This window comes from Waltera acetigignens, from assembly GCF_025567015.1.
GTDB lineage: Bacteria > Bacillota > Clostridia > Lachnospirales > Lachnospiraceae > Acetatifactor > Acetatifactor acetigignens.
The window spans coordinates 340,243-364,982 of sequence record NZ_JAOQJO010000001.1; the positions used below are offsets into that span (position 1 = coordinate 340,243).

General features: G+C 47.2%; 23 protein-coding genes. 19 read left to right on the forward strand and 4 right to left on the reverse strand.

All coding sequences use genetic code 11. The features are described from left to right. The first annotated feature begins 110 nt into the window (after positions 1 to 110). The 7 genes from OCV96_RS01555 to OCV96_RS01585 all read left to right on the forward strand — a co-directional run bounded on the left by OCV96_RS01555 (position 111) and on the right by OCV96_RS01585 (position 6,483). A complete protein-coding gene (locus OCV96_RS01555; protein WP_022312392.1) occupies positions 111 to 686 on the forward strand; it encodes a TetR/AcrR family transcriptional regulator in 576 nt (191 codons plus the stop codon). Between the two features lie 5 nt (positions 687 to 691). Then, positions 692 to 1,612, forward strand: coding sequence for a MurR/RpiR family transcriptional regulator (locus tag OCV96_RS01560; protein WP_262593322.1), 921 nt, complete (start codon positions 692 to 694; stop codon positions 1,610 to 1,612). 31 nt (positions 1,613 to 1,643) lie between these two features. Further along, positions 1,644 to 2,897, forward strand: coding sequence for a BaiN/RdsA family NAD(P)/FAD-dependent oxidoreductase (locus tag OCV96_RS01565; RefSeq protein ID WP_117464961.1), 1,254 nt, complete (start codon positions 1,644 to 1,646; stop codon positions 2,895 to 2,897). Between the two features lie 121 nt (positions 2,898 to 3,018). Further along, positions 3,019 to 3,675 carry a (d)CMP kinase gene (gene cmk, locus OCV96_RS01570; RefSeq protein ID WP_118503347.1) on the forward strand — a complete coding sequence of 219 codons (657 nt, stop codon included), beginning with the start codon at positions 3,019 to 3,021 and terminating at the stop codon, positions 3,673 to 3,675. A gap of 14 nt (positions 3,676 to 3,689) precedes the next feature. After that, positions 3,690 to 4,550: a 4-hydroxy-3-methylbut-2-enyl diphosphate reductase gene (gene ispH, locus OCV96_RS01575; protein WP_227733076.1), complete on the forward strand. Its 861-nt coding sequence runs from the start codon at positions 3,690 to 3,692 to the stop codon at positions 4,548 to 4,550. Continuing rightward, positions 4,531 to 5,679 carry a 30S ribosomal protein S1 gene (gene rpsA / locus OCV96_RS01580; protein ID WP_262593327.1) on the forward strand — a complete coding sequence of 383 codons (1,149 nt, stop codon included), beginning with the start codon at positions 4,531 to 4,533 and terminating at the stop codon, positions 5,677 to 5,679. Before ispH ends, rpsA begins: the two co-directional genes overlap by 20 nt. A gap of 24 nt (positions 5,680 to 5,703) precedes the next feature. Then, positions 5,704 to 6,483 (forward strand): CheR family methyltransferase, encoded by a 780-nt coding sequence (locus tag OCV96_RS01585; RefSeq protein ID WP_117464965.1) that lies wholly within the window; start codon positions 5,704 to 5,706, stop codon positions 6,481 to 6,483. Positions 6,484 to 6,593: 110 nt separating this feature from the next. Here the strand turns inward: OCV96_RS01585 and OCV96_RS01590 are convergent, their stop codons facing one another. After that, positions 6,594 to 7,700 (reverse strand): ribonuclease H-like domain-containing protein, encoded by a 1,107-nt coding sequence (locus tag OCV96_RS01590; RefSeq protein WP_022311886.1) that lies wholly within the window; start codon positions 7,698 to 7,700, stop codon positions 6,594 to 6,596. Between the two features lie 301 nt (positions 7,701 to 8,001). Here OCV96_RS01590 and rsxC point away from each other — a divergent pair, with 301 nt between their 5' ends. From rsxC to OCV96_RS01625, 7 genes are read left to right on the forward strand one after another with little or no spacing between them, the layout of a single operon-like run. Continuing rightward, positions 8,002 to 9,321 (forward strand): electron transport complex subunit RsxC, encoded by a 1,320-nt coding sequence (gene rsxC / locus OCV96_RS01595; RefSeq protein ID WP_117568667.1) that lies wholly within the window; start codon positions 8,002 to 8,004, stop codon positions 9,319 to 9,321. Between the two features lie 12 nt (positions 9,322 to 9,333). Then, positions 9,334 to 10,275, forward strand: coding sequence for an RnfABCDGE type electron transport complex subunit D (locus OCV96_RS01600; RefSeq protein ID WP_117464967.1), 942 nt, complete (start codon positions 9,334 to 9,336; stop codon positions 10,273 to 10,275). Positions 10,276 to 10,282: 7 nt separating this feature from the next. Then, the gene (locus tag OCV96_RS01605) at positions 10,283 to 10,891 is read left to right on the forward strand and encodes an RnfABCDGE type electron transport complex subunit G (protein WP_413087286.1); all 609 of its coding nucleotides are present in this window, start codon (positions 10,283 to 10,285) and stop codon (positions 10,889 to 10,891) included. Beyond that, positions 10,884 to 11,681, forward strand: coding sequence for an electron transport complex subunit RsxE (gene rsxE / locus OCV96_RS01610; RefSeq protein WP_262593331.1), 798 nt, complete (start codon positions 10,884 to 10,886; stop codon positions 11,679 to 11,681). Before OCV96_RS01605 ends, rsxE begins: the two co-directional genes overlap by 8 nt. Continuing rightward, positions 11,682 to 12,266 (forward strand): electron transport complex protein RnfA, encoded by a 585-nt coding sequence (locus OCV96_RS01615; protein WP_262593332.1) that lies wholly within the window; start codon positions 11,682 to 11,684, stop codon positions 12,264 to 12,266. Positions 12,267 to 12,281: 15 nt separating this feature from the next. Continuing rightward, positions 12,282 to 13,079 (forward strand): RnfABCDGE type electron transport complex subunit B, encoded by a 798-nt coding sequence (locus OCV96_RS01620; RefSeq protein ID WP_262593334.1) that lies wholly within the window; start codon positions 12,282 to 12,284, stop codon positions 13,077 to 13,079. Positions 13,080 to 13,103: 24 nt separating this feature from the next. Then, positions 13,104 to 14,225 carry a glycoside hydrolase family 25 protein gene (locus tag OCV96_RS01625; RefSeq protein ID WP_262593336.1) on the forward strand — a complete coding sequence of 374 codons (1,122 nt, stop codon included), beginning with the start codon at positions 13,104 to 13,106 and terminating at the stop codon, positions 14,223 to 14,225. On the opposite strand, the gene OCV96_RS01630 is transcribed toward OCV96_RS01625, so the two are convergent. Beyond that, positions 14,203 to 15,039: a hypothetical protein gene (locus OCV96_RS01630; protein WP_227064058.1), complete on the reverse strand. Its 837-nt coding sequence runs from the start codon at positions 15,037 to 15,039 to the stop codon at positions 14,203 to 14,205. The genes OCV96_RS01625 and OCV96_RS01630 overlap by 23 nt on opposite strands. Before the next feature lie 110 nt (positions 15,040 to 15,149). Here OCV96_RS01630 and OCV96_RS01635 point away from each other — a divergent pair, with 110 nt between their 5' ends. The 5 genes from OCV96_RS01635 to pckA all read left to right on the forward strand — a co-directional run bounded on the left by OCV96_RS01635 (position 15,150) and on the right by pckA (position 21,786). After that, on the forward strand, positions 15,150 to 15,791 hold the full coding sequence (locus OCV96_RS01635) for a cell wall hydrolase (RefSeq protein WP_022311877.1): 642 nt from the start codon (positions 15,150 to 15,152) through the stop codon (positions 15,789 to 15,791). A gap of 108 nt (positions 15,792 to 15,899) precedes the next feature. After that, a complete protein-coding gene (gene thrC, locus OCV96_RS01640) occupies positions 15,900 to 17,387 on the forward strand; it encodes a threonine synthase (protein ID WP_262593342.1) in 1,488 nt (495 codons plus the stop codon). Between the two features lie 172 nt (positions 17,388 to 17,559). Then, a complete protein-coding gene (gene deoC, locus OCV96_RS01645; protein WP_117464972.1) occupies positions 17,560 to 18,225 on the forward strand; it encodes a deoxyribose-phosphate aldolase in 666 nt (221 codons plus the stop codon). A gap of 27 nt (positions 18,226 to 18,252) precedes the next feature. After that, positions 18,253 to 20,052: an aminopeptidase P family protein gene (locus OCV96_RS01650; RefSeq protein WP_262593343.1), complete on the forward strand. Its 1,800-nt coding sequence runs from the start codon at positions 18,253 to 18,255 to the stop codon at positions 20,050 to 20,052. Between the two features lie 129 nt (positions 20,053 to 20,181). After that, a complete protein-coding gene (gene pckA / locus OCV96_RS01655) occupies positions 20,182 to 21,786 on the forward strand; it encodes a phosphoenolpyruvate carboxykinase (ATP) (protein WP_262593344.1) in 1,605 nt (534 codons plus the stop codon). A gap of 79 nt (positions 21,787 to 21,865) precedes the next feature. On the opposite strand, the gene OCV96_RS01660 is transcribed toward pckA, so the two are convergent. Together OCV96_RS01660 and tsf are read right to left on the reverse strand one after the other, a co-directional pair. Further along, positions 21,866 to 23,329 (reverse strand): IS1182 family transposase, encoded by a 1,464-nt coding sequence (locus OCV96_RS01660; protein WP_262593345.1) that lies wholly within the window; start codon positions 23,327 to 23,329, stop codon positions 21,866 to 21,868. Between the two features lie 209 nt (positions 23,330 to 23,538). Beyond that, the gene (gene tsf / locus OCV96_RS01665) at positions 23,539 to 24,639 is read right to left on the reverse strand and encodes a translation elongation factor Ts (protein ID WP_262593347.1); all 1,101 of its coding nucleotides are present in this window, start codon (positions 24,637 to 24,639) and stop codon (positions 23,539 to 23,541) included. Positions 24,640 to 24,740 lie beyond the last annotated feature (101 nt).

A 24,740-nucleotide genomic window follows, 5' to 3' on the forward strand; every position in this document is an offset into this window, starting at 1 on the left:
TGCGAATGAGTTTATTTACATATTGACAAATCACCTCTTCACCCACTAAAATAACAAGTGTTATAGAAGAACACATTGTTTGCTGTAAATACAGCGGAATGAGAGGGATTATGGCTCGTAAAGAGATGATCACAATTGATAAAATCCTGGATACGGCATTTGCCATGACAAGGGAAGAGGGATTTGCCAATGTGACAGCCAGAAGGGTAGCGGCGAAAGCAGGGTGCTCTACACAGCCTATTTTCAGAGTATATAAGAATATGGAAGAACTGTGGGATGCGGTCTATGAGAGAGCTGCAGCTTATTTTCTGGATTATTACAGCTTGTATCCCCGTACCGGCAAGACACCTTTCGCCAATCTGGGCATGGCTTACATAGCTTTTGCTAGAGAAGAGAGACACCTGTTCGAGCTTCTGTTTGTATCGGATAACCAGGATGGCAAACATAAGAAAAAGAGTATGTATGAGATCCTGAATGGTGATGCCGGAAACGTGGTCTACGAGATCAACCTGGCCAGAGTGGCGGGCTGCCCGGATCCCGGTGATCTGTTCATGAAAATGTGGATTTTCATTCATGGAGCTGCCTGCATGTCTCTGACCGGAGATTATGATCTGACAGACTTACAGACAATGCAGCTATTAGAGCATTCCTATTACGCTTTTTACAATGAGACAACGCGAGGTTAAGAACCGTGGCAGAATATGATGTTTTTACCCGAATCAACGAACATTATGCAAAAATGAGCAAAGGCCACAAAGCCATTGCGGATTACATATCGGAACATTACGATCAGGCAGTATTTATGACCGCAGCAAAGCTGGGTGAGACATTGGGAATCAGTGAATCTACCGTAGTGCGTTTTGCAGCGGGAATCGGTTATGACGGTTATCCGAAATTCCAGAAGGCACTGGAAAGCTGCGTGCAGGGAAAGCTCAACGGCATTCAGAAAATGGATGCCAAATACGGCAGAAGCTCCCAGTCGGAGATCCTGACCTCCGTACTCAGCGCAGATATCGAAAAGATCCAGGATACCATAGACAATCTGGATCCGGCGGCCTTTGAATCCGCCGTTGCCACGATTCTGGAGGCAGAGACCATTTATATCATGGGACTTCGCAGCAATGAGCCGCTGGCAGCGTTTCTGCATTTTTACCTGAATATGATCCGTGGCAAAGTCTTTTTGCTGAATACCACCAGTGTCAGTGAGACTTTTGAACAGATGATCCATATTGGCCCGAAGGACTGCTTCATCGGTATCAGTTTTCCCAGATACTCCATGCGGACGTTAAAGGCCATGGAGTTTGCCAATGACCGGAATGCCAAGGTGATCGCCATTACCGACAGCATCCATTCCCCCATGAATCTGTATTCTTCCTGCAATCTGTTGGCCAGAAGCGACATGGTGTCGGTGGTGGATTCTCTGGTGGCACCTTTAAGCGTGATCAATGCGCTGGTAGTGGCATTGTGCCTGAAATGTCCGGAGCAGGTGCGTAAAAATCTGGAGACACTGGAAGAGACCTGGAATAATTATCAGGTATATCTGAATGATGAGATCGACTTTATAGATGATGAACCGATGCTGGACTATTCCCTGCGGTGCAAGGAAAAATGATGGACGGACAGATCGGCAAAAGAGGATAGAAATGAGTAAGGTGATTGTGATCGGTGGCGGTGCTGCCGGCATGATGGCTGCCATTGCGGCAGCGCAAAAAGGGCATAAGGTAATACTTCTGGAAAAGAACGAAAAGCTGGGGAAAAAACTGTTCATCACTGGAAAAGGCCGTTGCAATGTGACAAACGCGGCGGACATGGATGTCCTATTTCAGAATATTTGTACCAATGAAAAGTTTCTGTACAGTGCTTTTTACGGCTTTGACAATACACAGGTATGCGATCTGCTGGAGCAGGCAGGCTGCCCGCTGAAAACGGAGCGGGGAGACCGGGTATTTCCGGTATCCGATCATTCTTCGGACGTGATCGCCGCCCTCCAGAGAGAACTTCGCAAATATCAGGTGGATGTTCATCTGCATACCGAGGTGAAAAAGATCCTAACGAAGGAAACGGATGGCAATCCTGTTTTCTGTGGCGTGGAATGTGCAGACCATAAGAAAATCGCGGCGGATGACTGCATTGTCTGTACTGGAGGCTGTTCCTATGCCAGCACCGGATCCACGGGGGACGGGTATCGTTTCGCGGAAGAGACAGGGCATAAGGTGACGGAGAGGAAACCGGCATTGGTGCCTTTGGAGATCCGGGAAAACTGGTGCAGGGAACTGATGGGCCTTTCCTTAAAAAATGTGGAGATCCGGATGCAGTGTGGGAAAAAGACCTGGTATGAAGGGTTCGGCGAGATGCTGTTTACCCATTTTGGCGTCAGCGGCCCCCTGATCCTGTCAGCCAGCAGCTTTTATTCGAAAAATCTTTCGAAACGTAAAGGCGGCGATGAGGTAAAACTTTTCCTGGATCTGAAACCGGCGTTGACACCGGAACAGCTGGACAAACGTTTGCTTCGGGATTTTGAGGAAGCAAAGAACAAACAATTTAAAAATGCGCTGGACCACCTGTTCCCTGCAAAGCTGATTCCTGTTATGATAGAGTTGTCCGACATTTCCCCGGAGAAGAAAGTGAACGAGATCAGCCGGGAAGAGAGAAAAGCTTTCGGCTCATTGATCAAGGAACTACCCATGACGGTGACGGGGACGAGATCTTTTGCGGAAGCAATCATCACTCAGGGGGGAATCTCGGTAAAGGATATCAATCCTTCCACCATGGAATCCAAACGTGTACGGCATCTGTATTTTGCAGGGGAAGTATTGGATCTGGATGCCATGACCGGGGGCTTTAATTTGCAGATCGCCTGGTCTACGGGACATCTGGCGGGCGACAGCATACAATAAATTCGCGCACAAAAAAGTCCGGAGAGAGATTTTACGAATGAAAACCGGAAGATTTGTGAAAAAATAATAATTAATAGAAATCAATTATAATTAATAGAAATAAAGAAAAGAGGACTAGACTATGAGTTTTAACGTAGCAATCGACGGCCCGGCAGGTGCCGGAAAAAGTACCATTGCAAGAGCTGTGGCAAAGAAAAAAGGATTTATCTATGTGGACACCGGAGCAATGTATCGTGCCATGGCACTGTTTATGTTAAGAGAGGGCGTGGAACCCACGGATGCAGCGGTCATCGCCGATAAATGCAAGGAGGCGGATATCACCATTCAGTATGTGGACGGTGAGCAGGTCGTTTTATTAAACGGAGAGAACGTCAATGCTTATCTGCGTACCGAAGAAGTCGGCAATATGGCATCCAATACCAGTGCACAACCCGCAGTACGCACCAAACTGGTAGAACTTCAGCAGGCACTTGCAGCTAAAAGCGACGTGATCATGGACGGCCGTGACATCGGTACAGTGGTTCTTCCGAATGCTCAGGTGAAGATCTATCTGACCGCCAGCAGTATGGTGAGAGCCAGAAGAAGATATGATGAACTGACCGCCAAGGGAGAGACCTGTGATCTGGAGAAGATCCGTCAGGATATCGAAGACAGAGACTATAGAGATATGCACAGAGAGACCTCTCCGTTAAAACAGGCTGAGGATGCGGTACTGGTGGATACCTCCGATATGACGATCGAGCAGGTCATCGACCGGATCGTGGAACTGATCGGTTAAACAGGAGATCTGATATGGAAGTAAGACTGGCAGACTGCGCAGGCTTTTGCTTCGGCGTAAAGCGCGCCGTAGATACTGTGTATGAACAATTAAAAAACGGGAAGACTATCTATACCTATGGCCCCATCGTGCATAATGAGGAAGTGGTCCGGGAACTGGCGGAAAAAGGAGTAAGAGTTCTGGAAAGCAAAGAAGAACTAAAAAACCTGAAAGCCGGGGAGACCATTCCCACTGTGATCATCCGTGCCCATGGAGTGGCAAAAGAAATCTATGATATCATGGAAGCGAATGGTCTGGAGTGCATTGATGCCACCTGCCCCTTTGTGAAAAAGATCCATCGTATCGTGGAACAAAAGAGCACAGAAGGGTACCATGTGATCGTCGTGGGGGACCCGAAACATCCGGAAGTAGAGGGTATCGTCGGCTGGTGTCAGGGCCCGGTAACCGTTCTGGAAACTCCCGAACAGGCAGAAAATTTTGTGAAAACAGAAGGTGAAAAGCTCTGTATTGTGTCTCAGACGACATATAACTACAATAAATTTCAATATATAGTTGAAATTTTTGAAAAAAAAGGTTACAATGATAGTGTTGTGAACACTATCTGTAATGCTACAGAAGAGCGACAGCGATCGGCAAAGGCCATTGCAGCGGAAGCTGACGTTATGATTGTAATAGGAGGGAAGCACAGTTCTAATAGCAGAAAGCTTTACGAAATCTGCCAAAGGGAATGTGTGCACACCTATTTTATACAGACACTGGATGACTTGCATTTAGATCTACCTAAAGCTGTTCGACTAGTGGGTATTACCGCGGGGGCTTCCACCCCAAATAAATTAATTGAGGAGGTTCAAAATTATGTCAGAATTAACTTTTGAACAAATGCTGGAAGAATCATTAAAGACAATACATGCAGGAGAGGTAGTCGAAGGTACAGTCATCGATGTGAAACCGGAAGAGATCATTCTGAACATCGGATACAAATCTGACGGTATTCTTACCAAGAACGAATACACCAACGACTCCAGCGTGGATCTTACCACGGTTGCCAAGGTTGGTGACACCATGGAAGTCAAGGTTCTGAAAGTAAATGACGGTGAGGGTCAGGTTCTCCTTACCTACAAGCGTCTTGCTGCAGACAGAGGCAACAAGAGAATTGAAGAAGCATTTAACAATCACGAGGTACTTAAGGCAACCGTATCCCAGGTACTGGACGGTGGTTTAAGTGTGATCGTGGACGAAGTAAGAATCTTCATCCCCGCAAGCCTGGTATCCGATACTTATGAGAAGGATCTGACCAAGTATGCAGGACAGGAGATTGAATTCGTGATCAGCGAGTACAATCCCAAGAGAAGAAGATACATTGGTGACCGCAAACAGCTGATCGTAGCCAAGAAGGCTGAGCTGCAGAAGGAACTCTTTGAGAAGATCAAAGAAGGTGATATCGTAGAAGGTGTTGTTAAGAACGTAACTGATTTCGGCGCATTTATCGATCTTGGCGGCGCAGACGGACTGCTTCACATCTCCGAGATGTCTTGGGGCAGAGTCGAGCATCCCAAGAAGGTATTCAAGGTTGGCGATAAGCTGAAAGTCCTGATCAAAGAGATCAACGGCAATAAGATTGCACTGTCCCTGAAATTCGACGATGCTAACCCCTGGAAGAATGCAGCAGAGAAGTATGCTGTAGGCAATGTTGTAACCGGTAAGGTTGCAAGAATGACCGACTTTGGTGCTTTCGTAGAATTAGAGCCCGGTGTAGATGCTCTGCTTCATGTATCCCAGATCGCAAAGGAGCACATTGAGAAACCTTCCGATGTACTGAGCGTTGGCGATGAAGTTACAGCTAAGGTTGTAGATTTCAATGAGGCTGATCACAAGATTTCCCTGAGCGTTAAAGCTCTGACAGCTCCAGAAACCGTTGAGGCAGAGGAAGAGTCCGATGCAGATGTTGTATCTGTAGATATTGACGCTGTTATCGCTGCAGAGGCTGAGAACTCTGAGAAATAATCAACCGTTAGGTGGTAGATATTCATGATATATGATTATGAGTATTTTAAAAAGGAGATTTATTCTCTGACTACGATCGATCTGAATGCTTACAAAGAGAAGCAGATGAAACGGCGTATCGATACTCTGATCGCCAAGCATAAGATCGTAGGTTATGACAAGTATGTACAGGCACTGAAGACGGATAAAGTACTTTTTGAGGAATTTGTAGGATACATTACTATCAATGTTTCAGAATTCTACCGTAATCCTGAACAGTGGAAATATCTGGAAGAGACCGTGATCCCGGAACTGATTCAACGCTTCGGCAAGAACCTGAAGGTTTGGAGTGCGGCATGTTCCACGGGAGATGAGCCTTACTCTCTGGTAATGGCTCTGTCACGGCACATTCCGTTACAGCAGATTCGTATCTATGCTACAGATCTGGACAAACAGGTTATCGCAAAGGCAAAGACCGGCCTGTATGGAGAGAAGAGCATAGAAGGTGTGCCGGAGGATCTGAAGAAGAAATACTTCACGAAGATCGGTCCTTCTTACAAGATCGCAGATGAGATCAAGGCAAGAGTGGATTTTCACCAGCACAATTTACTGAAGGATACTTATCCTACCGACTGTAATCTGATCGTGTGCAGAAATGTATTGATTTACTTTACAGAAGAAGCAAAGGATGAAGTATTCCGTAAGTATTACCAGTCACTGGCCAAGGGTGGTATGCTGTTTATCGGAAGTACCGAACAGATTATGAATTATCGCGAAATCGGATTTGACAGAAAGAGTTCTTTCTATTATGTGAAACCGATGTAGTGAGTACAGAAAATGACAAAATAAGAAAGAGGAAAGCAGTTTTGCTTTCCTCTTTTTGTGCTTTCTGTGCTATAAGTACATCTAAGGGACGATGCCTCATTTCGTTCCGGTTAGTAAGTAGATGCGATCATGGACAAAACATGATTGGCATACTGTGTAAATCCTTCTCTGTTTTTCTTCATTTCATCCGTCAACTCGAAGAATAATTCCTTGCTCTTATAATCTCTCTTGAAGAATGGCGTGAACAGAATCTCCCATTGGGGAAGATAGCAGGAGAATTTCCGGGTGTAACAGTTCGCTGCGGAGGCCTGGAGCCTGTGCTCTTTGTCCACGAAACCGGCTACAGATTTGTGCAATGCCACATCTTCCGTAGGAAGATAGTAATAGTCCTTGTAGTTGGAATAGAAATATTTTAATTCTTCTTCGTAAATGGGAACCTTTAAAGTAGCCGATTCTCCTTCTCCACGGAAATAGCAGTTGGCCGCAGAAGCGGTTACCAGTCTGGGCAGGGAAGTGGGAATCTGCAGGGTGATCAACAGTTCCTTGCGTTGTGCGCCACTGACATCTTTGTAATAGTTGGCCTGTACTTTTCTGGCTTTCACACAATTCTCGTTGAACAGATCATAGTAGGCCAGAATCGGAAGAACTTCCAACATTCCCTTCAGGTCGTCCGCATTATGCAAAAACAATGCTTTTTCTGTGAATTCCGAAGGATTTTTTACATAATCATGGTATAGACCAATGAGTTCTCCGCCGGAGAAAACATCGGTCCGGGCAATTCCGAGATACTGCTCCAAAGTTTTCTGCTTACAGTTCGGCAGCTTTAGGAAGAATTTATAAGGGGAGATCCGGCGGTAAATGTCGATACCCTGAAATCCGTCAAAGGAGAACGGAAGCTTTAACTGCGCACATTTCTGGGTGATAAAGGGAAGGTCAAAATTATTGCCATTGAAATGTACCAGATAGCGATAGTCTCTTGCAAAATCAAAGAAAGCAGTGAGAATATCCCCTTCCTGGGAATAGTCATCCGCCATCCACTGGATGGTCCGCCATTTGCCGGCCTGATAGTAGGCACAGCCAATCATATATAAATAAGAAGTACGGGAAGTGAATCCCGTGGTCTCAATATCGAGAAAAAGGATTTGTTCCAGAGGCGCCAGCTTATCCAAGGGATAGGAGATCGCGAAATCCTCCAGAGTCTCTTCTGATTTTTTCATGTATGACCTCTTTCTGCCGTGTGGGCAAGTTAATAAACGCTTTCTTCGTTCTTCGAACTCTCGAAAGCGTAACAAACATGCGTAATCCGGGCTATCACCCTACTTACTTATGTTTGTTTATTCACCTCATAGAAAATCTGTGCTGCCTGCAAGCAGTCACACAGACTTTCTATGGGTGAATTTATTTTACCATAATTTTAGAATTTGCAGTAGCATTTTGTTGATAAAAGTTGATAAAAATAGTACAATTATCATAATGTGATTTGCAATACAAGTAACTATTTAGAAAGGATGTTAGGAAATGGCAAAGTTGACATTTGTAGGCGGAATACATCCCTATGATGGAAAAGATCTGTCCAAGGACAAACCGATCCAGGATGTCCTGCCCAAAGGGGAAATGGTCTATCCGTTGTCCCAGCACATCGGCGCTCCGGCGAAGCCCATCGTGGCAAAAGGAGACCGGGTACTGGCGGGACAAAAGATAGCGGAAAGTGGTGGCTTCGTGTCGGCACCCATCTATGCATCTGTGTCGGGTACGGTAAAAACCATTGAGACGAGACGTGTGGTAACAGGAGATCTGATACAGAGTATCGTGATCGACAATGACGGCCTGTATGAGAGCGAAGAATTTCATCCTTATGCACCGGTGGACAAACTGCAGAAGGAAGAGATCATCGACATTGTGAAGGAAGCCGGTATCGTAGGTATGGGTGGTGCCGGATTTCCTACGCATGTCAAGCTGTCTCCCAAGGATCCTGACAAAATTGAATATGTAATTGCTAACTGTGCGGAATGTGAGCCTTATCTGACTTCCGATTACCGCAGAATGATGGAAGAGCCGGACAAGCTGATCGGTGGTCTGAAGATCATGCTGAAGCTGTTTGACAATGCCCACGGTATTCTGGCCGTGGAGGACAATAAGCCGGATTGTATCTCTCTGTTAAAACAGATGACTAAGAACGATCCTCAGATCACGGTGAAGGCACTGAAGACCAAGTATCCTCAGGGCGCGGAGCGTCAGCTGATCTATGCCACAACGGGACGGAAGATCAATTCCTCCATGCTGCCTGCGGACGTAGGTTGTATTGTAGATAACGTAGATACCGTGGTTGCCATTTACAGAGCGGTGACGGAAGGACGCCCTCTGATGGAACGTATCATCACTGTTACCGGAGATGCTGTGGCCAATCCCCGGAATTTTCGTGTACCTATCGGTATGAGTTATCAGGAACTGTTGGATATAGCCGGTGGATTTAAGCAGGAGCCGGAGAAGATCATCTGCGGAGGTCCCATGATGGGATTCGGTATGTTCCAGCTGGATGTACCCACCACAAAGACCTCTACCGCATTACTGGCACTGACCCAGGACGATGTATCCGCTATGGAGCCCAGTCCCTGCATCAACTGCGGACGTTGCGTGGAAGCATGTCCCGGCCGTATTGTTCCCAGCCTTTTGGCAACCTATGCGGAGCATTTTGATGAAGAGGCTTTCGTGGAACATAACGGTATGGAATGCTGTGAATGCGGCTGCTGTAGTTTTGTATGCCCGGCAAAACGTCCTCTGACGCAGGAGATCAAATCCATGCGTAAGATCCAGCTTGCCAAGAAGAAAAAGAAGTAGGAGGGAAGAACAGTGAGCGGACTTTTAAAAGTATCTTCAAATCCTCATATCCGGTCAAAAGTAACGACCAGCAGCATTATGACAGCCGTGGTGATCGCACTGCTGCCGGCTGCCGGTTTCGGAATCTATAACTTTGGCCCCAGAGCACTGGCAGTCATGGCTGTGACCATTGCCAGTACAGTATTGACGGAGTTATTATTCGGCTGGCTCTGGAAGAAAAAAATCACGATTTCCGATATGTCAGCAGTGGTAACGGGACTGCTGCTGGCGCTGAATCTGCCGGTGAGCATTCCGCTGTGGATGGCGGCATTGGGCGGTGTGTTTGCCATCCTTGTGGTAAAATTGTTGTTCGGTGGTCTGGGTCAGAACTTTATGAACCCGGCACTGGCAGCCAGATGCTTTCTGCTGATCTCTTTCCCGTCCCAGATGACGAATTTTGCCTGTGATGCCTATACCGGGGCTACACCGCTGGCAGCACTGAAGGCAGGAGAGAGTGTCAATGTCATGAACATGATCGTAGGTAAGACCGCCGGTACCATCGGCGAGACTTCCGTGATCGCACTGCTGATCGGTGCCTGTTTCCTGATCCTGATCGGTGTGATCGACCTTCGGATCCCCGGTACATATATTGTGACCGTGATCCTGTTTGCGGGAATCTTCGGCGGGCACGGCTTTGATCCTGCCTATCTGTCTGCACAGTTAGCAGGCGGCGGCCTGATCCTGGGGGCCTTTTTCATGGCAACGGATTATGTCACCAGACCGATTACCATCAAGGGACAGTATGTATACGGTGCGGTACTGGGACTTCTTACCGGAATCTTCCGTATCTTCGGACCGGGAGCAGAGGGAGTGTCCTATGCCATCATTTTAGGTAACCTTCTGGTACCTCTGATTGAAAAATTCACCATGCCGGTGGCTTTTGGCAGAAAGGCAGGTGCGAAACGTGAAAAATAAGAATGATATTCAGGCAATGTTAAAAGAAGCGGGCATTTTGTTCGCAATTACTCTGATTGCCGGACTTTTGCTTGGCTTTGTCTATGAACTGACCAAGGAGCCCATCCGTCAGCAGGAGGAAAAAGCGGTGCAGGAAGCCTGTCAGACGGTCTTTGCGGATGCGGAGCATTTTGAAGAACTGGATGCTTATACACCTTCTGCGGATACGGCGCAGAAGCTGGCAGATACCGGAATCACCATCGGTACCGTCTATGAAGCGCAGGATGCCTCCGGAACGCAGTTGGGCTATGTGATCCAGACCACGACCTCCGAAGGCTATGGCGGAAATATTGTGCTGTATGTGGGAATCCGTCTGGATGGTACGGTCAATGATATTTCTATTTTAAGTATTTCCGAGACTCCCGGACTGGGCATGAAAGCGGGAGATGTACTGGTGCCGCAGTTCCACAACAAGAACGTGAAGAGCTTTGCCTACACCAAGACCGGATCCACTTCTGACAGTGAGATCGATGCCATCAGCGGTGCGACCATCACCACGAAAGCAGTGACCAACGCTGTCAACGGAAGCCTTCTGGCATTTAATGATTATGTACAGGGAGGTGCTGGCAATGAATAAAGCAGGTGAAAGACTTTATAACGGTATCATCAAGGAAAATCCTACATTTGTACTGATGCTGGGAATGTGTCCGACTCTGGCGGTGACCACATCGGCCATGAACGGACTGGGCATGGGCCTGACCACGGCAGTGGTACTTACCATGAGTAACCTGATCATTTCGCTGCTTAGGAAAGTGATCCCCAGCCGGGTGAGAATCCCTGCATTTATCGTGATCATTGCATCCTTCGTAACTGCGGTACAGTTGCTGTTGCAGGCGTATCTGCCGTCACTGAACGATGCTCTGGGTGTGTATATTCCTCTGATTGTTGTAAACTGTATCATTCTGGGAAGAGCAGAGAGCTATGCGTATTCCCATCCGCCCATTCCTTCCCTGTTCGATGGACTTGGCATGGGACTTGGTTTCTCTCTGGCACTGACTTGTATCGGTGCAGTACGTGAGATCCTGGCGGCCGGATCCATCTTCGGATTTCGGATCATGCCGGATTCCTATGTGACGATCAATATTTTCGGACTGGCTCCCGGTGCGTTCTTCGTACTGGCTGCACTGACCGCTTTGCAGAACTATATCAAGAATAAGAGAAAGCTGGCTGGCAAGGATTACGAGAAGATCCAGTCCGGCTGCGGACATGACTGTCTGCACTGTGGCGAGAGCGGCTGCTCGGAGCGGTTTTATGACAATACCAATACCACGGAAGAGGCTGTGAAGGATGCGGTAAAAGCGGCAGCAAAACCTCAGACGGCAGAGGATGATCTGGAGACCATCGATTTAGATAAGGAGGACAAATAAATGGATAGTGTAAAAGATATGCTTCTGTTACTGATCAGTTCCTCCATCGTCAGCAATATCGTATTAAGCCAGTTCATGGGACTGTGCCCCTTCTTAGGCGTGTCCCGCAAGATCAAGACGGCGGGCGGCATGGGAACGGCGGTTATCTTCGTTATTACGCTGGCCAGTGCGGTAGCGGGTGTGATCTACAAATTTATCTTACAGCCGTTACACATTGAGTATCTGGAGACGATAGTGTTCATTCTCGTCATTGCTGCACTGGTACAGTTCGTGGAAATGTTCCTGAAAAAGGCAATGCCTTCCCTGTATCAGGCACTGGGCGTCTATCTGCCTCTGATTACCACCAACTGCGCGGTGCTGGGTGTAGCCATTACCAACGTGCAGAAGGAATACGGTATTCTGACCGGTATCGTAAATGGCTTTGCCACAGCGTTTGGCTTTACCATTGCCATCGTGATCCTGGCAGGACTGCGTGAGAAGATGGAATACAATGAAGTGCCGGAATCTTTCAAGGGAATGCCCATGGTACTGCTGACAGCAGGACTGATGGCCATTGCTTTCTGCGGATTCTCCGGTCTGATCTAGGAAGGAGTAACATAGATGAGTATAACAGGAATTCTGATTGCTGCGGCTTGTGTCGGAATCGTCGGCATCTTTGTGGGACTGTTCCTTGGCGTGGCCGGCATTAAATTCAAAGTAGAAGTAGATGAGAAGGAAGAGGCGGTGTTAGCTGCCCTTCCCGGAAATAACTGTGGTGGCTGCGGCTTCGCCGGATGTTCCGGTCTGGCAGCTGCCATTGCAAAGGGAGAGGCTGCGGTGAACACCTGTCCCGTAGGCGGAGAGGAAGTCGGCAAAAAAATCGCCGCCATCATGGGTGTAGAAGCAGAGGCTTCCGAGCGCATGGTAGCCTATGTGCATTGTCAGGGTGACTGCGAGCGGACCACAACGGATTATGATTATTATGGCATCAAGGACTGTCGTATGATGAGCTTTGTGCCCGGAGGCGGACCGAAATCCTGCAACAGTGGCTGCCTGGGATTCGGAACCTGTGAACAGGCCTGTCCCTTTGATGCCATTCATGTAGAGAACGGTGTGGCTGTAGTAGATAAGGAAAAATGTAAGGCCTGCGGAAAGTGCGTGGAGGTCTGCCCCAAGCATCTGATCAGCTTACGGCCTTATTCCAATACGGTACAGGTAGCCTGCAGTTCTACGGACAAGGGCCCCGTTACCATGAAGGCCTGCAAGACCGGCTGTGTGGGCTGCGGTATCTGCGTAAAGAATTGCCAGCACGATGCTGTGAAGGTCGAGAATTTCCATGCAATCATTGATCCGGAGAAATGTGTGGGCTGTGGTGCCTGCATGGAGAAATGCCCGAAGAAATGTATTGTAAAAGCATAAAGAAAGTACAAGAGGAGAAAAGATATGCGTCTTCCGGACGATTATGAAGATCACGGAGGAGGGCTGACACCTACGGTGATCAGTGCCATCGTTGCTGTTACAATTTTCGTGGCAGTGATCCTTACGGTGGTGCTGATCATGAACAGACAGCCCACTTCCCACCAACAGAACAATACGGCTGCACAGACGGAGAATGTACAACAGGCAGGAAATAATCAGACAGACAAATATCCGGACACGCAGGACCTGATCACCGGAAGCACATTGACTCCTTCGGATCTGGATTTCTGGGACATGTACCCGGAGACTACGGCAACACCATTGCCGTCTGCGGATCCTTCCCAAAAGGATAACAAAAAGGAAACAGCGGAAGCGGATCCCTCCACCGATGGAAAACATACCCTGGTGACCAACCGGGACGGCAAGGAAGAATGGGTGCTGATCAGCCCGTACCTTCCCAAGCACGAATACGATTTCACCAAACTGGTGTGCCAGTCCGACCTGATGAAATATTATCAGGACGGCAAACTGACTTCCTATGTCGGGGTGGATATTTCCAAATATCAGGATTATGTGGATTTTTTGAAACTGAAAAAAGCCGGAGTGGATTTTGTGATGTTGCGGGTAGGTGCCAGAGGCTATGGCAGCGGACAGATCGTATTGGATGATTATTTCGTAGACAATATCAAGAGAGCCACAGATGCTGGATTACAGATCGGGGTGTATTTTACCTCACAGGCCATCACGGAAGAAGAGGCGGTGGAGGAATCCAATATCGTTCTGGAGAATATCAAAGACTACAAGATCACCTATCCGGTGGCTTTTGATATGAGTTTTGTGGACAATGATACGACGAGAATCGAGACTGTCAGTCGTGCGGACAAGACGAAGATCACCAAGGCTTTCCTGGATACCATAGAGGCAGCCGGATATAAGCCCCTGATTTACGGAGACAAGGAGTGGCTGATCAAAGAGATTGACCTGTCAAAATTATCGGCATATGACGTATGGCTTTCCCAGATGGAAGACGTGCCGGATTATCCTTATCGTTTTACCATGTGGCAATATGCCAATGATGTCACCATCGACGGCATTGCAGGCTATGCCAATATGAATATCAGTTTTATTGATTATTCGGAGAAATAGGCTCATAATTCAGGATTCCCGGTGCAATGTCGAGCGTAGAATAGATCTCGGCATAACGGCGGGGAGTGATGGCTTCCACATAGTTGGGGGTAAAATTACTGGTGACTCCTTTGCTATGCAAAATATCGATGGCCTTGTTATAGGCAATGGCTGCTTCGATATCAGTAGCGTAGCGCCCCACAATATAATTACCACGGATATGAATGCGGACAGTATAAACGTACTGTCCGTTTTTTGCTGCCGTTTTCCGGACACCGTGATAGATGTTGTGGATCTGCAGATTTTCCCTGCGGAAGTCCGTAGGATCTCCGTTGACAAAACAATAATCCACGCCGGTAACTCCGTAGCTTTTGATGCCATAGCGTGAGGTCAGCGTCTGCTGCATTCCGTAGTCGGCCACAAAATAATGATTTCCCCGGCACATGATCTTATGGGAAGAATAATAGAACAGGTCTTCCATGTCGAATTTTAAGACATGGTGGGGGGACAAATAATAATAGAAGAGCTGCTGTCCCAGATAGATCGGATTGCCGATGTATAGTCCGTTGTCCCGCAGATTGATCAGACTGACCCATTTTTCGAAGGACAAAGGGGACACCTTCTCGTAGGACTGCAGTGTCAGGGAAGGATCGGACAGCAGGAGAAGCCCCTGTTCATAGGCCCGATGGGCCTGTAAGGCATCGGGGAAACTGCCAAGACTGATATGCTTGCCGTTTTTGGTCAGAGAAGCACGGTAATAGACAGTTCCGTCTTTTTTTTCGGCCCGGAAGACTCCTTTATATAATTGTTCTTTTTCAATGTTTTGCTCACTCATATTTCTATAGTAACATTTTTCTCCGGAGAACAACAGATATATTTTTCGGACGAGCTGCATAAAATGAAGTTAGAGCCAAAATGAGAATTGGGGAAAGGAACAAAGCCTGTATGTATAAAAGAGCATTAAGCGGACTACTTGCAATAAATCTGATATTTCTGATCGGTGTTTTAAGTCTCTGCCGCATGGAAGAAATCTGTAGGAAATTGCAGCAGACGGTGTCGGAGGTACATATGGAAGAAAGCCTGCTGGCGGACAAGGAAAGCATCATGATGGGGATTGCTTCCCGGACTTCTTCCGGACAGAGAGTAGTGGATTGCAGTGAATTACAGCGGGAGAGTAAGTACCAGCTGGAACAGGCGGATCTGGAAGTGCTGCTTCGGATCGTGGAAGCGGAAGCCGGGTGCGAAGACGAGGATGGGAAGCTGTTGGTGGCCAATGTGATCCTGAACCGTCTGAATTCCGAAAAATTTCCGGACAGCATTACGGAGATCGTATTCCAGCGGGAAAACGGGGTGTCACAGTTTTCTCCCATTGCCGACGGCAGTTATTACAAAGTAAGTGTCAGTGAAGAGACGGTAGAAGCTGTCGGACGGGCTCTGGCGGGCGAGGACATTTCCAGGGGAGCATTGTATTTTGCCGCCAGAAAATATGCCGACAGTGAAAGTATGCGCTGGTTCGATGAAAAATTGACGCTATTATTCCGACATGGCGGACATGAATTTTTTTCGGATGAAAAAACGCTTCAATGATTCACCTTGCAACAGTGTTTAAAGTATGCTATACTTTTCGAAAATATAGATGGAGATGCTAGGGAGATATTCCAGCATACATTCATACATAGACACGGAGGAGAGGAAATGGAAGTAATTTATCGCAGCACACGCAGCAACAGCGAACCGGTAACCGCATCCCAGGCAATTCTGAAGGGATTATCCGATGACGGAGGACTGTTTGTACCGGATCATATTCCTGCATTGGACAAGAGTCTTTCAGAACTGGCCGGAATGAGTTATCAGCAGGTAGCTTATGAAGTTATGAAATTATTCCTGACAGACTTTACTGAGGAAGAATTGAAAAATTGTATCAACAACGCTTATGATTCCAAGTTTGATACGGAGAAGATCGCTCCTCTGGTACAGGCGGATGATGCTTATTATCTGGAATTGTTCCATGGTTCCACCATTGCGTTCAAGGATATGGCACTTTCCATTTTACCTCACCTGATGATCACTTCCGCCCGTAAGAATAATATCAAGAATGAGATCGTGATCCTGACTGCTACTTCCGGTGATACCGGTAAGGCAGCTCTGGCAGGCTTTGCCGATGTCAAGGGTACCCGGATCATCGTATTTTACCCGAAGAACGGTGTCAGCCCGATTCAGGAGAAGCAGATGGTGACCCAGAAGGGTGCCAATACTTTTGTGGTAGGCATTCACGGTAATTTCGATGATGCCCAGACCGGTGTGAAGAAGATTTTCTCCGACAAGGAACTGGCAAAAGAAATGGATGAGAAGGGCTTCCAGTTTTCCTCTGCGAACTCCATTAACATCGGACGTCTGGTACCTCAGATTTGTTATTATGTTTATGCGTATGCACAATTATTAAAAGATGGTAAGATCACAGAGGGTGAGAAGATCAATGTTGTGGTTCCCACCGGCAACTTCGGTAATATTCTGGCTGCATTTTATGCTAAGAATATGGGACTGCCCATCGATAAGCTGATCTGTGCTTCCAATGACAATAAGGTATTGTATGATTTCTTCCGCACCGGCACCTATGACCGCAACAGAGAATTCGTACTGACCACTTCACCGTCCATGGATATTCTGATCTCCAGCAATCTGGAGCGTCTGATCTACCGTATTGCAGGCAATGATGCAGACAAGAACCGTGAGCTGATGAGCGCTCTGTCCGGCAACGGCAAATACGAGATTACCGAAGAGATGAAGGCACAGCTGGCTGACTTCTACGGCAACTTTGCAAGCGAAGCGGAGACCGCCGCAGAGATCCGCCGTCTGTATGAAAAATGCGGTTATGTCATCGATACCCATACCGCAGTAGCTTCCGCAGTGTACGGCAAGTATGTGGCTGAGACCGGAGATCACAAGACCACCGTGATCGCTTCCACCGCAAGCCCCTTCAAGTTCACCAGAAGCGTTATGGATGCCATTGACATCAAGTATGATGCCATGGGTGACTTTGAACTGGTGGATGAACTGTCTAAGATCGCCAAGGTGAAAGTACCCAATGCCATCGAAGAAATCCGTACCGCACCGGTGCTGCACGATACCCAGTGTGACGTGGACAAGATGAAAGACACGGTGAAGAGTTTTCTTGGAATGTAGTTAAGAATTAAAAATTAGTGAGATACCGCCCAAGTCACGTCAACGGCTTTCTGGGCGGTATTGTTTTTGTGTAAAAACTTTATCCTTTATCTTGCGGGGGTTCTTTGCTATAATAGGTAAGGTTAGCAGACTGTAACAATAATATGAAAATAGATACCGGAAGGAGAACAACATGACTGCAAAAGAAATGCTTGGAAAAGTGGATCATACCCAGTTGAAAGCCTTTGCTACCTGGGAGGACATCCAGAAATTATGCGATGAGGCGATTCAGTATCATACCGCCAGCGTATGTGTGCCCCCTTGCTATATCAAGAGAATCCATGACACTTACGGAGACAAAATCAATATCTGCACCGTAGTAGGATTCCCCTTAGGATACAGTGTGACGGAAGCCAAGGTGGCCGAGGTGCGCAAGGCACTGGAGGATGGTTGCAACGAGATCGATATGGTAGTGAATATCAGCGATGTGAAGAACGGGTTGCTTGACAAGGTGGAGGAAGAAATCCGTACACTGAAGAAAGAGTGCGGACATCATATCCTCAAGGTGATCATTGAGACCTGTTATCTGACCGAGGAAGAGAAGATTGCCATGTGTAAGGCAGTGACCAATGCCGGAGCGGACTTTATCAAGACTTCCACCGGCTTCGGAACCGGCGGCGCCACGAAGGAGGATGTGGAACTGTTCAAGAAATACATTGGCCCTAACGTAAAGATCAAAGCGGCAGGCGGCGTATCCAGCATGGAAGATCTGGAAATGTTCTTAGGACTTGGCTGTGAAAGAATTGGTACTTCCAGAGCTGTAGGACTCTGCAAGGGTGAACTTACGGAAGGGTATTGATTAACTGATATATAGAATGGAGATAACATGGAAAACAAAGTGATTCAGGACAGACTTGCACTTCTTCGGAAGAAGATGCAGGAAGAGGGCATTGATTTCTATATGATGCCCACAGCGGATTTTCATAATTCCGAATATGTAAACGATTATTTTAAAGTAAGAGAATATTTCTGCAATTTTACCGGTTCCAACGGCACACTGGTAGTCTGGAAAGACGGCGCGGGACTGTGGACTGACGGCAGATATTTCATCCAGGCAGAAGCAGAATTGGAAGGAACGACCGTAGAACTGTTCCGTATGTTACAGGAGGGAGTTCCTACCATCGAGGAATTCCTGGAGCAGAACATGCAGCAGGGACAGACTTTAGGATTTGATGGCAGAGTTATCGCCGCCATGGACGGCAAAAAATACGAAAAGGTACTAGAAAAGAAGCAGATCCGCATCGCTTATGAGAAGGATCTGGCAGAGAGCATCTGGACAGACAGACCGGATTTTCCTGCCGGAAAAGTAACCGTACTGGATGAGAAAATCGCCGGTAAGAGCGTAGAGGAAAAACTGACAGAGACCAGAGAAAAGATGGCGAAGGACGGTGCCAATGCACTGCTTCTGACCAAACTGGATGATCTGATGTGGCTCTTCAATATCCGCGGTTGTGATGTGGAATGCAATCCGGTAGCAATGTCCTATGCCTATATTACAGAAGAGTCCGCAACCCTGTTTATCCAGCAGAAAGCACTGGATGCACAGGTGACGGAATACCTGGCAGCTCATCGTATCGAGGTAAAGGAATACGACACCGTCGTAGATTTCCTGAAGGCACTCCCTGCGGGCAATGCGATCCTCGTGGACAACAGATATTGCAGCTATACTTTATACAAGACATTGCAGAAGAATCAGAAGTTAGTAGAGGGCAAGAACCCCACCGAACTGTTAAAGGCCATTAAGAATCCGGTAGAGCTTGCGAGAATGCAGGAGATCTTTTTAAAGGACAGCGTGGCCGTAACGAAATTTATCTACTGGCTGAAGACCCATGTGGGCAAAGAGAAGATCACTGAGGTGACCGCAGCGGACTATCTGGAACAGAAGAGAAGGGAGATCCCGGAATTCTTAGATCTGTCCTTCCCGACCATCGCAGGTTACAAGTCCAATGCAGCCATGATGCATTACGAAGCAACCCCGGACAACTGTGCGACTCTGGAGCCGGAAGGAATGCTTCTGGTAGATTCCGGCGGACAGTATCTGGGAGGTACCACCGATGTGACCAGAACCATCGTTTTAGGTCCCATTTCCGAAGAGATCAAAAAGCATTACACCATGGTAGCAGCGGCAGTGATGCAGCTGACCCATGCCCACTGGCTCTACGGCTGTACCGGACGGAATCTGGACATTCTGGCAAGACAGCCTATCTGGGATATGGACATTGATTACCAGTGCGGTACCGGACACGGCGTAGGTTATATTCTGAATGTGCACGAAGGTCCCCAGAACATGCGCTGGAGATTCACCGGAGGTATGGTGGAGGCAGTGTTTGAGGATGGTATGGATATCACCAATGAGCCCGGCATCTATATTCAGGGCAGCCACGGTATCCGCATCGAGAATGTTATGGTGGCGAAAAATGATGTGAAGAACGAGTATGGTCAGTTCATGCATTTCGAGACCCTGACATGGGTACCCATCGACAGAGAAGCCATTGATGAAAAGTATCTGAACGATACCCAGAAAAAGTATCTGCACGAGTATCAGAAGACTGTATACGAGAAGATTTCTCCCTATCTGAATGAGGAAGAAAAAGAATGGCTGGCGGCAGAAACCGGAGTGAAGTAAAGAAAATATAAAATCGGTATAAAATTTTTAACGGTTTCTTGACTTTTTTACTGGGGTTTGAGATAATACACACGATGTGGCAGAAGATAAAGACACATATAAAGAATAAAGGAAAGAGGTTAATGTAAGATGGCAGAGATCAATTTAAGCAAGTACGGCATCACTGGAACCACAGAAATCGTTTACAATCCTTCTTATGAAGAATTATTCAAAGAAGAGATGAAGCCTGAACTGAAAGGCTACGAGAAAGGTCAGGAGACCGAACTCGGTGCGGTAAATGTTATGACCGGTATATATACAGGACGTTCTCCCAAAGATAAGTTCATCGTTGAAGATGAGAACTCCAAGAACACTGTATGGTGGACTTCCGATGAGTACAAGAACGACAACCATCGTATGTCTCAGGAAACATGGGCTGCTGTAAAGGATATCGCTAAGAAGGAGCTGTCCAACAAGAGACTGTTCGTTGTAGATGCATTCTGCGGTGCTAATAAGGACACCCGCATGGCTATCCGTTTCATCGTTGAGGTAGCTTGGCAGGCTCATTTCGTAACCAACATGTTCATCAAACCCACTGAGGAAGAGCTGAAGAACTTCGAGCCTGATTTCGTAGTTTACAACGCATCCAAGGCTAAGGTTGAGAATTACAAGGAACTTGGTCTGAACTCCGAGACTTGTGTAGCATTTAATATCACCAGCCGCGAGCAGGTTATTGTTAACACATGGTACGGCGGAGAGATGAAGAAGGGTATGTTCTCCATGATGAACTACTACCTGCCTCTGAAGGGCATTGCTTCCATGCACTGCTCCGCAAACACCGATATGAACGGTGAGAACACCGCAATCTTCTTCGGTCTGTCCGGAACCGGTAAGACCACTCTGTCTACCGATCCTAAGCGTCTGCTGATCGGTGATGACGAGCACGGCTGGGATGACAACGGCGTATTCAACTTCGAAGGTGGATGCTACGCTAAGGTTATCAACCTGGACAAGGATTCCGAGCCCGACATCTACAACGCAATCAAGAGAGATGCTCTGCTTGAGAACGTAACCGTTGATGCTGACGGCAAGATTGATTTCAACGATAAGAGCGTTACCGAGAATACTCGTGTATCTTATCCTATCAACCATATTAAGAATATCGTACGTCCTATTTCTTCCGCACCCGCAGCTAAGAACGTAATCTTCCTGTCTGCTGATGCATTCGGTGTACTGCCTCCTGTATCTATTCTGACTCCGGAGCAGACCCAGTACTACTTCCTGTCCGGTTTCACAGCTAAGTTAGCTGGTACCGAGCGTGGTATTACCGAGCCTACCCCTACCTTCTCTGCTTGCTTCGGTCAGGCATTCCTGGAGCTGCATCCTACCAAGTATGCAGAAGAGCTGGTTAAGAAGATGGAGAAGAACGGTGCTAAGGCATACCTGGTTAACACCGGATGGAACGGAACCGGCAAGCGTATCTCCATTAAGGATACCCGTGGTATCATCGATGCTATTCTGGATGGCGCTATCAAGACCGCTCCTACCAAGAAGATCCCTTACTTCGATTTCGAAGTTCCTACCGAGCTGACTGGTGTTGACACCGGTATTCTGGATCCCAGAGATACCTACGCTGATCCTTCCCAGTGGGAAGAGAAGGCAAAGGATCTGGCTCAGAGATTCATCAAGAACTTCGCTAAATACGAAGGAAATGATGCTGGTAAGGCTCTGGTTGCTGCTGGTCCTCAGCTGTAATCTTACTTTACAGACAAATGCAAATATGGAAGGCTGTCTCTTCGGAGACAGCCTCAGACTGTAGACAAAACGCTTTTGGTCAGCACTCCAGAAGCGTTTTTCTTGTTTTGGGTTCAAAAAGTGTGTACTTGATCAATAATAAACACTTTTGGGTTCCCCTTTTTCCCTTCCTGGCTATCATCTTTGCCAGTTTTTTCAGATTCATGCAGGCAAACGTAAGCCCGACTTTCATTTCCATCCGGGCTTTTCCTATCATCTGTGTATAGCGTAATCCGTGGTTTTCTTTTGCTGTTCCGAAGAGGCGCTCTACGGTCTCTTTCCGTTGCGCATACACTTCCTTCATCCCAATCGTATGCCGGATATCCTCACACTTTTCCATGTACGGCCCCCAGATATGCCGGGTCACTACCTTCACATGATCCCTGCTTTCTGTGCACTGCTTCAGATATGGACATCCTTCACAGACGATTCCGCAGCTCTTGTATTCCCGGTATCCGGAACGGTTCGTCGTATGATAAGCCAACACCTGATCGTTCGGGCATACATAGCAGTCAAAATATTCATCATACACATACTCGGTTTTTTTGAAAAAACCATCTTTGGTCATGGGGCGTTTATACGGCAGAAGCGGTGTGATACCATCATCCAGAAGTAACTTTGCTATCGCTGGTGTTTTGTATCCTGCATCGGCTACCAGTGTCTGAATGCCAATGTCTTTTATCTTATCATACAGGGATTTAAATGTCCGGCTGTCATGCTGGTTGCCGGGATTTACACTATAACCCAGAATCCATCCGTTTTTGTCACAGGCTGTCTGCACGGAATACGCAAAAACATTTTTATGTTCACCCTTTCGGAACCATCCGCTTTCCGGATCCGTTGTACTTTCCTTGACCGTTTTTTCTTCTTTTCCATCAGAGCTGCCACCACAGGAGGGGGGATCTTTGGGATCTTCCTTCTTTTCTTTCAGAGGCTTTTTCCCATGCGCTTCCCGGTCTTCATTGATTTCCTTCTTTAACTGCTCTTCGAAGAACAGTGCTTCCTCATCTGCAATCCGTTTCCGCATCTTTTTGCTGTTTGCCCGTGCTTTTACATGGGTGGCATCCACGAAGACCTCGGAAGGATCAATCAGTCTGTATTTATAGCATTCCTGCAGGATACGGGAAAAGATCTGTTCAAAAAGATCAGTATCCTTAAAGCGTCTGGTATAATTCTTTCCAAACGTAGAGAAATGGGGAACCTTGTCCATCATTTCCAGACCGAGGAACCATCGGTATGCGACATTGACTTCGATTTCTTTTACTGTCTGGCGCATGCTTCGGATGCCGTACAGATACTGGATGAATGGAATTTTAATGAGCATGACCGGATCCATGCTGGGACGGCCATTGTCTGCACTGTATTTATCGATCACAAGTTCATAGATAAAACTCCAGTCGATTGCCTGGTCAATCAGGCGCAGCAGATGATCCTGCGGAACAAGGTCATCCATGCAGAACATCTGAATCTGTTCTCTTTTCTTATCTGCATTCTGTGTCATCATAGGAAACACCGCCTTTATTTTGATACTTTCATTATACCAAAAAAGTAGTGAAAAGTCCCGTAAATACGGCATTTTCACTACTTCTTATATGCTTGTAAGTACATAATTTTTGCAGTCATGACACAAGAAAAGCTCCCTCACAGGAAGGAGCTTTGTCTACAGTCTGAGGCATACTCGCGTATGCCTTTTTCTATCGTATCATCCTATAATTAACCTTTCATCTGAGCGGCAACTTCTGCTGCGAAGTCTTCGTTCTTCTTTTCCATGCCTTCGCCAACTTCGAAACGAACAACCTTAGCGATGGTCAGAGCCTTGTTAACGCTCTCCAGATACTTAGCTACGGTCTGCTTGCCATCCTCAGCCTTAACGTAGGTCTGATCTAACAGGCAGATCTCCTTCAGCTGCTTGGATACACGACCGTCTGCCAGACCCTTGAAGATCTTGTCAGATACGATAGCGTCCTTGTCAGCCATAGCCAGCTCAGCCAGAGCAGCTGCAGCTTCTTTGGACAGAAAGTTGAACAGGTAGTTCATGTTGCTCTTCTTCTCTTCGTAGATAGCCTTGTCCTCATCGCTCCATGCAGAACTGTTCATAGCCTTGTCGATCAGCTTGTTCAGAATGGGCTTAGGCAGGGATGCAGGATCGTTCAAAGCTGCGTCAACAGTGATCTCCTGTAACTTAGCCAGCTCTTCTGCGGAAATATCATTTCTGCTGATGTAGGTAGGATTCATAGCTGCTACCTGCATAGCGATGTTGGTCAGTGCTTCTCTTGCTGCGTCATCAGATGCGCCGTTAGCTGCAACGATAACACCGATACGTCCGCCACCATGGATGTAGGATACTGCTACATCTCCGGCTACCTTCTCGAAACGGCGAATGGACAGCTTCTCACCGATGGTAGCAGTCTTCTCTACCAGAACATCCTTAACGGTTGCGCCTTCGAAAGGAACTGCTAACAGTGCTTCGATATCTTCGCCATCCTTGCCACCCTGTAAATCGGAAGCAAGTGCTGCTGCATTAACAGCCTCTACGAAAGAAGTAAAGGTCTCGTTCTTTGCAACGAAGTCGGTCTCGGAGTTTACTTCGATTACGCAAGCGGTCTTGCCGTCTGCAGAGATAGCTGCACGAGCAACACCTTCTGCTGCGATACGGCTTGCTTTCTTCTCAGCCTTAGCCTGTCCGTTCTTTCTCAGGAACTCAACAGCTGCGTCCATATCTCCATTGGTCTCGTTCAGAGCCTTCTTACAATCCATCATACCAGCGCCGGTCATTTCACGGAGCTCTTTTACCATAGATGCGGTAATTGCCATTTTTTTATCCTCTCTTCTTAATTAATATATTATCCTCAAGAACCCAGACCGTAATGACAGGCATCGCAATCTGGGTTCCTATGCTTTTCTTATGGAATCGG